The sequence below is a fragment of the Pseudomonas sp. FG35 genome (assembly GCF_057809295.1).
On sequence record NZ_JBMDJR010000007.1, the window covers coordinates 63,072 to 75,148 of the forward strand.

At 61.5% G+C, this 12,077-nt stretch carries 12 protein-coding genes; 1 reads left to right on the forward strand and 11 read right to left on the reverse strand.

Going from position 1 to position 12,077, the window contains the following annotated elements; translation table 11 throughout:
• Positions 1 to 8: 8 nt before the first annotated feature.
• Genes ACODTD_RS15365 through ACODTD_RS15390 form a run of 6 tightly spaced genes read right to left on the reverse strand, consistent with a single transcriptional unit; the run spans position 9 to position 5,624 of the window.
• Positions 9 to 410: a type IV pilin protein gene (locus tag ACODTD_RS15365; protein ID WP_011335996.1), complete on the reverse strand. Its 402-nt coding sequence runs from the start codon at positions 408 to 410 to the stop codon at positions 9 to 11.
• A 15-nt stretch (positions 411 to 425) separates the two neighbouring features.
• Positions 426 to 3,518 carry a pilus assembly protein gene (locus ACODTD_RS15370; protein WP_201818678.1) on the reverse strand — a complete coding sequence of 1,031 codons (3,093 nt, stop codon included), beginning with the start codon at positions 3,516 to 3,518 and terminating at the stop codon, positions 426 to 428.
• Positions 3,505 to 3,984, reverse strand: coding sequence for a pilus assembly PilX family protein (locus ACODTD_RS15375; protein WP_011335998.1), 480 nt, complete (start codon positions 3,982 to 3,984; stop codon positions 3,505 to 3,507). The genes ACODTD_RS15370 and ACODTD_RS15375 overlap by 14 nt, the downstream gene beginning before the upstream one ends.
• A 10-nt stretch (positions 3,985 to 3,994) precedes the next feature.
• A complete protein-coding gene (locus ACODTD_RS15380) occupies positions 3,995 to 4,708 on the reverse strand; it encodes a PilW family protein (RefSeq protein ID WP_011335999.1) in 714 nt (237 codons plus the stop codon).
• Complete coding sequence (pilV, locus tag ACODTD_RS15385; RefSeq protein WP_011336000.1) at positions 4,705 to 5,154, reverse strand: type IV pilus modification protein PilV; 450 nt, start codon at positions 5,152 to 5,154, stop codon at positions 4,705 to 4,707. Before pilV ends, ACODTD_RS15380 begins: the two co-directional genes overlap by 4 nt.
• Positions 5,151 to 5,624, reverse strand: a complete 474-nt coding sequence (locus ACODTD_RS15390) for a GspH/FimT family pseudopilin (RefSeq protein WP_011336001.1) — start codon at positions 5,622 to 5,624, stop codon at positions 5,151 to 5,153. Before ACODTD_RS15390 ends, pilV begins: the two co-directional genes overlap by 4 nt.
• 127 nt (positions 5,625 to 5,751) lie before the next feature.
• Here ACODTD_RS15390 and ACODTD_RS15395 point away from each other — a divergent pair, with 127 nt between their 5' ends.
• The gene (locus ACODTD_RS15395; protein WP_011336002.1) at positions 5,752 to 6,306 is read left to right on the forward strand and encodes a GspH/FimT family pseudopilin; all 555 of its coding nucleotides are present in this window, start codon (positions 5,752 to 5,754) and stop codon (positions 6,304 to 6,306) included.
• On the opposite strand, the gene ispH is transcribed toward ACODTD_RS15395, so the two are convergent.
• The 5 genes from ispH to ribF all read right to left on the reverse strand — a co-directional run bounded on the left by ispH (position 6,278) and on the right by ribF (position 12,031).
• Positions 6,278 to 7,222, reverse strand: a complete 945-nt coding sequence (ispH, locus tag ACODTD_RS15400) for a 4-hydroxy-3-methylbut-2-enyl diphosphate reductase (RefSeq protein WP_007959549.1) — start codon at positions 7,220 to 7,222, stop codon at positions 6,278 to 6,280. The genes ACODTD_RS15395 and ispH overlap by 29 nt on opposite strands.
• 75 nt (positions 7,223 to 7,297) lie before the next feature.
• Positions 7,298 to 7,735, reverse strand: a complete 438-nt coding sequence (gene fkpB, locus ACODTD_RS15405; RefSeq protein WP_170928297.1) for an FKBP-type peptidyl-prolyl cis-trans isomerase — start codon at positions 7,733 to 7,735, stop codon at positions 7,298 to 7,300.
• A 7-nt stretch (positions 7,736 to 7,742) separates the two neighbouring features.
• Positions 7,743 to 8,255, reverse strand: a complete 513-nt coding sequence (gene lspA, locus ACODTD_RS15410; protein WP_011336004.1) for a signal peptidase II — start codon at positions 8,253 to 8,255, stop codon at positions 7,743 to 7,745.
• Positions 8,248 to 11,079: an isoleucine--tRNA ligase gene (gene ileS / locus ACODTD_RS15415; protein WP_201818684.1), complete on the reverse strand. Its 2,832-nt coding sequence runs from the start codon at positions 11,077 to 11,079 to the stop codon at positions 8,248 to 8,250. The genes lspA and ileS overlap by 8 nt, the downstream gene beginning before the upstream one ends.
• Before the next feature lie 13 nt (positions 11,080 to 11,092).
• On the reverse strand, positions 11,093 to 12,031 hold the full coding sequence (ribF, locus tag ACODTD_RS15420) for a bifunctional riboflavin kinase/FAD synthetase (RefSeq protein WP_007959537.1): 939 nt from the start codon (positions 12,029 to 12,031) through the stop codon (positions 11,093 to 11,095).
• Positions 12,032 to 12,077 lie beyond the last annotated feature (46 nt).

The following is a 12,077-nucleotide window of genomic DNA, read 5'->3' on the forward strand; positions in this document are numbered from 1 at the left end:
AAAGCGGCTCAGCGGCCCCAGCAATCCTTGGTAGTCAGCCCGGTGGTCGCGTTGTTCATGCTTCTGACACCGGTGTTGGTGAGAGTGAAATCCCCGCACTTGTCAGTGGCCATAGCCGTGCCGGTCTTGCGGGTCGCGGTCAGCTGGAAGGTCTGATCGGTGATCGTCGGCGTGATGGTGTAGAAATCGTTGCCGGTGCTCAACCCAGTGACACCGGTGTAGACGTTGTTCTTCGAATAGAAGCGTTCGAGGATCTGTGCCTGTTCCGACAAATTGCTGACTACGTCGGCACGGCGGCCCTTCTTTACGTATTCGGTGAGGCTCGGATAGCCGATGGTGATGACGATACCGATGATCGCAATCACGATCATGATTTCGATCAGGGTGAAACCTCGGTTGGATCTGCGCATGCCTCGAACTCTCGCTTACTGAATTTGCCGCCACATGATACGACGGCTGCCGCCGCCGGATTTTTCCACCAGGGTGGTGATACCGCCACTGGAATCGTTCACGACCTTGCGTGATGCACCGTTGACGATGGCGTTCAGGGTCGGGATACCGCCGGTGAACACCACGCCGCTGGAAATCGTGTCGTTGCTGTCGACCACGCCATCAGCGTTGGTGTCGAGCACCGCGTAGTTGAGCATCTTACCGCTGAACGCATCGAGTTCGATCAGTTTGCCGGTACCGAAACTGGAACACGGGTCTGTGGTATCGACGCTGGCCGTGGTAAACACGATGCGTCCCAGCACCAGACTGGCCTGGTTGATCACCCGTTCGCCGGTCAATGCGTTGTTGTACACCAGCGGCAGGTACCAGCCCTTCTCCGCCGGATACGTCGTGTCGTTCTGGCTGGTGGTGACGAACTGCCCGGTACTGCCGGAGAACACCCCGGTAATCGCCTGCGCCTGCAAACTGCTGACCGTGATCTGGCCCGACCCGCCATCGGCGTCCCACACCGAATAGAACGCCTGCAAATCCTTGTTGGTCTTGTCGGCGGTTTCGTTGAATTTGCCGGTGCCGACGAAAATCTGTTTGCCACCCAGAGCGTTGTCCGCCAGCAACGGTTGCGCGGTGATCGGCTGAGTCGCCCCGCCAGCCGTGGTAAATAACGGCTTGCCGGAAAACGCTACGCCCCAGCTGTCGGACGACGTGGCGCTCAGGTCGAACTTCCACAACCGTCCCTTCAAGTCACCGCCATACGCAGCCTGCACCACGTTCTGCGAATTGACCCGCAGCTTCACCGAGGACAAACCGTTGGTGGTTTCCGTACTGTCGATGACGATTTTCTTGATCAGCGAGCCGTCACGGACATCCAGCACATACAGCGCCGCCACGCCGGAGTTGCTGCCGTAACCGTTGGCAATGAATGCCGCCCAGCGACCATCGGCCAAGCGTGCCACTTCCGGGCGGGCATAGGCGTAACCCAGATCATTAAATGCGTTGGAAGTACTGGCGGTGGCCGGAGCGCTGACCTCCCACAAGGCACGGATGATGTTGCCCGCCGAGGCATCGAACAACTGGAGCCCGTAGAAAGTCTTGCCGCCGGCGCCCGTGCCGCCGATGGCCAGGGTTTTCCACGCCGTACCGAATTGCGCGTCGAATACACCGAGCTGACCATCCACCAGAAACTTGTGGCTGACGCCGTTGATGTAATTCGGATCGGCAATCAGGCGCAGCGAGGGCAATACGCTGGACGGCATGTAGGCATAGCGTCGGGTACCGTTGGCCGAGTTGATGACACTGACAAAACCGTCGTTGGCGTTCACCACGAGGCTGGCATTCATGTTCGAGGCTTTGGTGGTCAGGTAGGTACTGTAAGTGGTGTCACCGGCCAGATCGGAAGCGGTTTTTTCCGTGGGCGAAGCCAGCACCAGTGGTGAGTTGATGATGTCCCCGAGCAACACGCTGCGCACTTTGAGTCCGGTCTTGTTGGTGCCCTTGCTCCATTCGACCAGGTCGATGCCGCTGATACCGGTGGGCAACCCCTGGCTGAGAACAGTCTGCTGGGCCGGGGAGAGGTTGCCGTAGGCCAGCGTCACCGCCGCGTTGTTCAGGGTGTTCCACGACTGGTAGGTCGGCGCGGTGGCGCCGGGCACGATGGCCGTGTCGGTGGACCACAATACCGCCGAGGTGTTGACCGCCCCGGCCGAGGTAAAACCAAAGGACTTGATCGTGCCGCGCCAGTCCTTGGGGTCATAACTGGTCTGGAAGTAACTGGTGCCGCTCGCGAGCGTGGTGCCACTGGCCACACCGCTGCCGCCGGAGCCGGCCTTGGAGGTGATATCGCTCAGTGCCGACGACAGCGCGGCGTTCAGGCCGGCGCTGTCGGTCGCCTGGTAGTAGCGGCCCTGTCCGTAATCCGCTGCGTCCGAGAGCATGTCATTGGAGGCGGTGAAACCCACGGTGTAGGTGTTCATGTTCTGCCTGGGAAAGTCCACCGCATTCCAGCTCTTGCCAGCCGCGTCGGTGCCGGAGGAACGCATGTCGATGTCGAAGGCGAACTTGGCGATATCGTCCAGGTACAGCGTATCGCCCTCCCCGTCCCCGTTCAGGTTGTTCCCGTCATTGTTGATGCCATCCCAGTTCGGCAAGCGGCTGCCGCCCAGCGGGTCGTTGCTCGGAAAGGTGCGGTCGTAGGTCGGCAAACCGTCAGTGATCACCACGCCGTAGTTTTTCTGGCAGCGATACTGGATCGGGCTGGTGTAGGTGCTCGGCGTGCTGTTGTAGTAAGGCGCCATCCCGCGCATGTAGCGGGTGATTTCATAATAGGTCTCGGCCAGGGGAGTGTTGGCCACCGCGCTCAGGCCGTTGATCGAGGAAATCAGTGCGTTGTAGTTGGTGTCGGCCTGGGCCTGGGTCACGCTGCCGCTGACCGGTGACAGGTCGCTGATGGAGCGTGCAATGAAACCGCCGTTGCCGGGGTTGTTGCTGGTAGCCGGATTGAAGGTGGCCAGGCCCATGCGCAGGTTGCGGTTGCTGGTGACCAGTGCGGTGGAGACGTTGCGCGCCACGTTGATCCGGTAATCATTGGGAATGGCCCCGGTGGTGAAGTCGCGTGTGCCGTTGTTGATCGCCAGCCCGACCACGTAGGAAATGTAATCCGCCGAATAGCGAGTGTTGCCGCTGCCCACCGGATCCGGCAGCTTCAGGCAGAGCGGCGTCAGGCTGTTGTTGTAGAACGCATAAGCGCCGCCGGAGCAGCCGGAGGTTGGCAGGCTCGAGAGAAAGATCGTATCGCCGGTAATGGCGCTCGAGCTCAGGCACAGGCCAATGACTGCGTTGCACTGGCGGGCCGCCGTGCGATCCACGGTCGGATCAAATCCTGTCGCATAGATGATGCTGTTCATGCTGCCCGAGTCGTCGATCATCAACATCACGTTCGGCGGCACGGCGGCCGCGCTCAACAGCGGCGAATCGGACGGTGTGAAGGCATACGCCGGCGCGGCCAGATAGAGCCCGGCCAGCATGCCGAGTAGCAGCGACAACCACTTGAAGCGTCGCTCAATACTTCGCATAGACACTCTCCACCACACTGCGCGAAGTACCCGCGATGCCAACGGCCGTGACCCGGTACAAGGTCGCCGAGGTGTTGCTCGGCACGTTCACCGCAGTCAGGGTCGTGCCGATGTTCTGCACCCCGTAGAACCCACTGCCGGCGGCGATCCAGGTCACGCCCGACGTGGAGTTGAACCCCGCCGCGCTGACCACCGAGGATTCCGCCGGCGGCGCACATTGAGTAGTGCTGGCACACACCGCCAGCGTGTAACCATCCAGCTGCACCGCACTTTCGCCGATGCGCAGTGCCGCCTCGGCAGTCTGGAACGATTGATTGCGCAGGCTCACGCTGCCAGCCATTTTTTCCTGCAGGTTGGCGCTCTGCATCGATGACAGGCCGATCACCGTCAGGAGCAGCAGAAACACCAGGCTGACCAGCAACACCATGCCGCCCTGGGACCGTCGCCGATGGAGAGAAACACTCATCGCTCGCCCCTCACTGCAAGCGGTTGCGCAAGGCGGCAACCACGTTGAAGGTTTGATTGCGGACCCGATTATTCGGGTCAGTGAGGGTCAGGCTCAGGCGCACGCTGCGGATCCGCGCCGGATCACCCGGGTTGGCGCTGTAGGTGGAAGCCGCGACGTCGGTCGCGGAACTCGCCAGACCGAACATCACAGTGAACGCACTGACGTTATTCACCAGCACTTGCTGGGCCGGATTACCGCTGCCGGTGCCCATCAGAATCTGGTTGTTGCTGAAGCTGTAGATCAACCGACGGATCGGAAACGCGATCTGTCCCGTCGCCGCAGCCCGTGCGCCGGTATAAGCGGTGGCGCTGTTGCGGCAATCGGAGACCACGGTCCAGGTCGGCGTCCCGCCCGCGCTGCCGACATCGGCGGTGACCAGGGTCAGCTTGAGGTTGGCGTTGTCCCAGCTGATCGGCGTGATCTGGGCCGCATTGAAATCTCCCGCCGAGCTGGAATCGGTAATCGTGCCCAGGCAACCGAACATGCCCACCATGCGCAGTTCCTGAATCATCTTGCTCAACACGAACCGCGCGTCTTCCTGCATGGCGGCCGCACTGTTCTGGCTGACGTAGGTGTTCTTCGCCGCCAGGAAGATTTGCACCACACCCAGCACCACGATCAATCCCAGCGCCAGGGCGACCAGCATTTCGATCAGGCCAAAGCCGAGGTTATGGCGCTTCATGGCGTGGCCACCGGATCGACCGCGGCGCGGCTGGTCAGGACGAAACTGCGGGGCGCACTGGTCGTATTGGCGGCGCGCGCGTCACTCCAGGTGATGGTGATGGTGTACACGCGCTGATTGAGGGTGATGCTGCCGGTGGCGGTCGGGCCGCCGAAATTGACGATGTTGGTGGTGAAGTCGTAGAGATCCTGATCCCGGGCGACACTCAGGTTGCCCGTGGTCGGCGGTGTGACGGTGTAGTCGGCGCCCGAGTTGGCGCGGATTCGGTCCATCATGTCGTAGGCGATGAAACTCGCCTGGCTGGTCATGCGCGAGCTGTCGGTGTACTTCAGCGCATTGAGCTGAACCGCCGCCGCGCCCAGCAATCCGACCGTCAGAATCAACAACGCGACCAGCACTTCGATCAGCGTCATGCCCTCCTGTGCGTGCTTGCTCCCTGCCCTCATCCGCAACTTCCACCCAATTGAATTCGTCCGTTCAGACACACGTTCAGCGTCCTGCTTTGCGTTCCCAGCACATAACTGATGACCACCGCCGTGGACGGTGCCGCCAGTCCGCCCAGATTGTTGAAATCCAGCGCGGTCACTCCAGAGGGTAGCGTCAGAGCCGCGCCGCTGCTCATCGCTGGAACAACCCGCAATACATTGGCCGGAGTGCCAGTACTGTCGTAGACCGACAACTCGCCGGTCCAGACACTGCCGCCGGCGCTCGGCCGCAAGCGGGTGGTGACGCCCCGGTTGATCGCCTCGAGCCTTGCGTAGTTGAGGGCCCGTTGCAGGTCGCCGACCTCGGTGTCGGCCTTGCTGCCCTGCACCGAACGGGTGAATCCCGGCACCGCCATCGTGATCAGGATCACAAACACCGCGACCGCCACCAACAGCTCGATCAGCGTGAAACCTTTTGTACGATGATCCATCGATGCCCTCCGTTGCCGTCGGCTATACCTGTACAAACCTAGAACATTCGACCGGCATGCGCCGGTTGATTTACCGCGAACGGCGCACGGATTGCGCCGCTGTGCACAATCCAGGGAGGACGCGCACATGCCGCAACAGGGTTTCAGTCTGGTCGAACTGCTTATGGGACTGGCGATCGGCGCAATTGTTCTGTCGCTGGTCAGTCCGGCGCTGGCGGACCTCACCGAATCAAACCGGCGGCAGCTGGCCGCGCAGTCTTTGCTCGACGGGATCCGCAATGCCCGGACCATGGCCATCACGCGCAACCAAAGCGTGGTGATTCATGGCATCAACGGTGATTGGGGCCAAGGCTGGCGGATCATTCTGGATATCAGCGGAAAGGGTCCGGGAGATGCCGGTAATCCCTTGCTGATCGAGCAGGCGAGTGACGCAAAGATACCGATTGTCGGCAACTGGCTGGTGAGCCGCTACATACGCTTCAGCAGCCTGGGCCAGCCACTGGTGCCGGACCGGAAATTTCAGGCGGGGACGTTACATCTATGCTCGGCTCGCGAGCCGGTAAGCCAGCTCCAGGTGGTGCTGGCGGCAACCGGTCGCGTACGCCTGGTCAGTCAAAAGGCTGAACAGGCGCTGTGTCGAAAGGATAAAGCGATCAGATCGAGCGAACGCGCAGCTCTTTAGGCATCGAGAACGTGATGTTCTCCTCACGCCCGGCCAGTTCGTCGGCGCCGGTGGCGCCCCAGGCCTGCAACTGCTGGATCACGCCACGCACCAGAACTTCCGGGGCGGAGGCGCCGGCGGTGATGCCGATACGCTCGACACCGTCGAACCAGCTCTTTTGCAGGTCTTCGGCGCCGTCGATCAGGTAGGCCGGCGTGGCCATGCGTTCGGCCAGTTCACGCAGGCGGTTGGAGTTGGAGCTGTTAGGGCTGCCCACCACCAACACCACGTCGCATTCGTCGGCCAGTTGCTTGACCGCGTCCTGACGGTTTTGTGTGGCGTAGCAGATATCGTCCTTGCGCGGCCCGCCAATGGCCGGGAAACGCGTACGCAGCGCATCGATGACACGGCTGGTGTCATCCATGGACAGTGTGGTCTGGGTGACGAAGGCCAGTTTGTCCGGGTTATGTACCTGCAACTCGGCGACATCCTTCTCGTCTTCGACGAGGTAGATCGCACCGCCATTGCTGGCGTCGTACTGGCCCATGGTGCCTTCGACTTCCGGGTGACCGGCGTGACCGATCAGGATGCATTCACGGCCGTCGCGGCTGTATTTCGCGACTTCGATGTGTACCTTGGTCACCAATGGACAGGTAGCGTCGAACACTTTCAGGCCACGGCCGGCGGCTTCGGTGCGCACGGCTTGCGAGACGCCGTGGGCACTGAAGATCACGATAACGTCGTCCGGTACCTGATCGAGTTCCTCGACGAAAATCGCGCCACGACTGCGCAGGTCTTCGACCACAAACTTGTTGTGCACCACTTCGTGACGCACATAGATCGGCGGCCCGAAGACCTCCAGGGCGCGGTTGACGATTTCGATCGCCCGGTCCACGCCGGCGCAGAAGCCACGGGGGTTGGCGAGTTTGATTTGCATGCGGTGCCTCGTGTCTTGCGCGCGAAAGATTGGATCATTACAGGAGCCGGTCAGCCGGCTCCTGCAGAACAGCAATTACAGCGCTTTGACGGAGAAGATTTCCACGTCAAAGGTCAGCGTCTTGCCAGCCAGCGGGTGATTGAAGTCGACGGTCACTTGCGCGTCGTCGAACTCTTTCACCACACCCGGCAGCTCAGTATTGGCCGCATCGTTGAAGATCACCAGCAGACCCGGCGACAGTTCCATGTCCGCAAACTGCGAACGCGGAATGATCTGCACGTTTTGCGGGTTCGGCTGGCCGAAGGCGTTTTCCGGCTCGACGGTCAGTGTACGCTTGTCGCCAGCCTTGAAACCGAACAGTGCCGCCTCGAAGCCCGGCAGCAGGTTGCCGTCGCCGACCTTGAAGGTCGCAGGGGCTTTGTCGAAAGTACTGTCGACCGTGTCGCCGTTCTCCAGGCGCAATGCAAAGTGCAAGGTGACTTCCGTGTTCTGGCCGATGCGTTGCTCAGCCAATACCTGTTCAGTCATGAACGGCTTCTCCGGTTTTTTTACTTTTGAACATGTCCAGTGCCAGCATCACCGCGCCAACGGTGATGGCGCTGTCGGCGAAATTGAACGCCGGGAAGTACCAGCGGTTCTGCCAGTGCACCAGAATGAAATCGATCACATGGCCGAGGGCAATGCGGTCATAAAGGTTGCCCAGTGCGCCGCCCAGCACCAGCGCCAGCGCAATGGCCAGCCAGGTTTCGTTGCGACCCAGGCGTTTGAGCCAGACCACCAGCACCGCACTGACCGCAATCGCGATCAGGGCAAACAGCCAGCGCTGCCAGCCGGAGCTGTCCGCGAGGAAGCTGAAGGCAGCGCCGGTGTTGTAGGCCAGCGTCCAGCTGAACAGATCGGGAATGACCACGATCTGCTGGAACATCTCGAGCTTGCCTTCGAAGTAGAACTTGCTGGCCTGGTCGATGACCAGAACCAGCAAGCTCAACCAGAGCCAGCTCAGCCGTCCGAAACGGCCAACGGCATTAGGCATAGTGACGAACCTCACCGGCGCCATCGATGTTGTCCACGCAACGGCCGCAGATCTCCGGATGCTCCGGGTTCACGCCGACGTCTTCGCGGCAGTGCCAGCAACGGGCGCATTTCGGGAAGGCGGATTTGACGATCTTCAGCTTCAGCCCGCTGACTTCGGTGGCCACAGCGTCGGCTGGAGCCTGCACGAACGGCGCAACAGTGGCAGTCGAGGTGATCAGGACAAAGCGCAACTCGTTGCTCAGTTTGGCCAGGTCGGCAGTCAGCGCGTCTTCGGCGAACAGCGTCACTTCGGCTTGCAGGTTGCCACCGACGGCCTTGGCCGCGCGCTGGATTTCCATCTCTTTGTTGACCGCCACCTTCACTTCCATGATGCGATCCCAGTACTCGCGACCCAGCTCGAAGCCTTCCGGCAACTCGGTCAGGCCTTCGTACCAGGTGTTGAGCATCACCGATTCGTTGCGCTCGCCCGGCAGGTATTGCCACAGTTCGTCGGCGGTGAAGGCCAGGATCGGCGCGATCCAGCGCACCAGCGCTTCGGAGATGTGGAACAGCGCGGTCTGGCACGAACGACGGGCCTTGCTGTCGGCGCCGGTGGTGTACTGGCGATCCTTGATGATGTCCAGATAGAAACCACCCAGCTCCTGCACGCAGAAGTTGTGGATCTTCGAGTAGACGTTCCAGAAACGGTATTCGCCGTAGTTTTCCTGCAATTCGCGTTGCAGCAGCAGGGCACGGTCCACGGCCCAACGATCCAGCGCCAGCATGTCTTCGGCCGGCAGGATGTCGGTGGCCGGGTTGAAACCGGTCAGGTTCGACAGCAGGAAACGTGCGGTATTGCGGATACGACGGTAGGCATCGGCGCTGCGGGCCAGGATCTGGTCCGACACGGCGATTTCGCCCGAATAATCGGTCGAGGCCACCCACAGGCGCATGATGTCGGCACCCAGGGTGTCGTTGATCTTTTTCGGCTCAATCACGTTTTTCAGCGACTTGGACATCTTGCGGCCCGTCTCGTCGACGGTGAAGCCGTGAGTCAGCAGCTCGCGGTACGGCGCGTGATTGTCGATGGCGCAGCCGGTCAGCAAGGAAGAGTGGAACCAGCCACGGTGCTGGTCCGAACCTTCCAGGTAAAGGTCGGCACGCGGGCCGGTCTCGTGGCCCATCGGGTGCGAACCGCGCAGGACGTGCCAGTGGGTGGTGCCCGAGTCGAACCAGACGTCGAGGGTGTCGCTGATCTTGTCGTACTGCGGCGCTTCATCGCCCAGCAGTTCGGCAGCGTCGAGTTTGAACCAGGCTTCGATGCCTTCGACTTCAACGCGCTTGGCGACTTCTTCCATCAGCTCGACGGTCCGTGGGTGCAGTTCACCGCTTTCCTTGTTCAGGAAGAACGGGATCGGCACGCCCCAGTTGCGCTGACGGGAGATGCACCAGTCCGGACGGTTGGCGATCATCGAATGCAGGCGCGCCTGGCCCCAGGCCGGGACGAACTTGGTGTCTTCGATGGCTTTGAGCGAGCGTACGCGCAGGGTGTCGCCGGATACCGGCTCCTTGTCCATGCCGATGAACCATTGCGCGGTAGCGCGATAGATCAGCGGGGTCTTGTGGCGCCAGCAGTGCATGTAGCTGTGTTCGATGACGGTGGTGTGCAGCAGCGCACCGACTTCGGTCAGCTTGTCGACGATGGCCGGGTTGGCCTTCCAGATGAACTGGCCGCCGAAGAACTCCAGCGACGGCACGTAGACGCCGTTGCTCTGTACCGGGTTGAGGATGTCGTCGTTGACCATGCCGTATTTTTTGCAGGTCACGAAGTCGTCCACGCCGTAGGCCGGGGCGGAGTGAACCACGCCGGTGCCGGCGCCCAGTTCCACGTAGTCGGCCAGGTACACTGGCGACAGACGGTCGTAGAACGGGTGACGGAAATTGATCAGTTCCAGCGCCGAACCCGGAGCGGTCGCCAATACAGTGCCTTCGACGCCGTAACGGGTCAGGCAGGATTCGACCAGCTCTTCAGCCAGCACCAGCAGCTTGTCGCCGATGTCGACCAGGGCGTAGGTGAATTCCGGGTGAACGTTCAGCGCCTGGTTGGCCGGGATGGTCCACGGGGTGGTGGTCCAGATCACGATGGCAGCAGGTTTGGCCAGCGATGGCAGACCGAACGCGGCGGCCAGTTTGGCCTCGTCAGCGATCGGGAACGCGACGTCGATGGTCGAGGACTTCTTGTTCTCGTACTCGACTTCCGCTTCGGCCAGGGCCGAACCGCAATCGAAGCACCAGTTCACAGGCTTCAGGCCCTTGAACACGAAACCGCCCTTGACGATTTCGGCGAGGGCGCGGATTTCACCGGCCTCGTTCTTGAAGTTCATTGTCTTGTACGGATTGGCGAAGTCGCCCAGCACGCCGAGGCGGATGAACTCGGTCTTCTGCCCTTCGATCTGCTCGGTGGCGTAGGCACGGCACAGTTCGCGGGTCTTGTCCGCGCCAAGGTTCTTGCCGTGGGTCACTTCAACCTTGTGCTCGATCGGCAGGCCGTGGCAATCCCAGCCCGGGACATACGGCGCGTCGAAGCCCGACAGGGTCTTCGAGCGGATGATCATGTCCTTGAGAATCTTGTTCAGTGCGTGACCGATGTGGATCGTACCGTTGGCGTACGGAGGGCCGTCGTGCAGGACGAACTTCGGACGATCCTTGCCAATCTCGCGCAACTTTCCGTACAGGCCAATACTGTCCCAGCGCTGCAGGATCTGCGGTTCGCGCTGTGGCAGGCCGGCCTTCATTGGGAAGGCGGTGTCCGGAAGGTTTAGCGTGGCTTTATAGTCGGTCATTTAAGGCTCTTCATTAGCGATGGGCGCTAGGTGCGGCTAGTGCACGGGCGGCGGCGACATCCGCGCTGATCGCCGTTTTCAATGCCTCCAGGGAGGCGAAACGCTGCTCTTCACGCAGCTTCTGGTGGAAAACCACCGTCAAACGCCGGTCATACAGATCGCCGGCAAAATCTAAAAGATGGACTTCAAGGTGGGCCTTGCCATCACCTTGCACCGTGGGCCGCACGCCGATATTGGCGACGCCGGGCCAGGTCTTGCCGTCGATGTCGACGTCGACCAGGTAAACCCCGGTGAACGGCACGCGACGGCGTTTGAGTTGAATATTCGCCGTGGGCGTACCCAACTGGCGGGCCAACTTCTGGCCATGCAGCACGCGCCCGGCAATCCGGTACGGGCGACCCAGCAGGCGCTCGGCCAAGGCAAAATCGGCGGCGGCCAGCGCGTTGCGCACCTGAGTGCTGCTGACGCGGATGCCGTCCAGCTCGACGGTTTGCGCCGCTTCCACGGTAAAACCGTGGACCTGCCCGGCCTGCAACAGGAAATCGAAATCGCCGAGACGGTCGCAACCGAAGCGGAAATCGTCACCGACCTCCAGATGCTGCACGCCGAGGCCATCAACCAGGATGGTATCAACGAACTCGCTGGCGCTGAGCTTGCTCAGGCGCTGGTTGAACGCCAGGCACAGAACCCGGTCGACGCCTTCGGCGGCCAGCAGTTGCAGCTTGTCGCGCAACCGGGCCAGGCGCGCCGGCGCGGTCTCCGGGGCAAAGAATTCCCGTGGCTGCGGCTCAAAAATCACCACGCAGCTGGGTACGCCCAACTCGAGCGCACGCTCACGCAGTCGGGCCAGGATGGCCTGGTGACCGCGGTGAACACCGTCAAAGTTGCCAATAGTGGCGACGCAGCCCCGATGCTGGGGGCGCAGATTGTGGAGGCCTCGAACCAGCTGCATAACGCGCTTCTTGCTCATAAAGTGGCCGATTATAACCACACCCGAC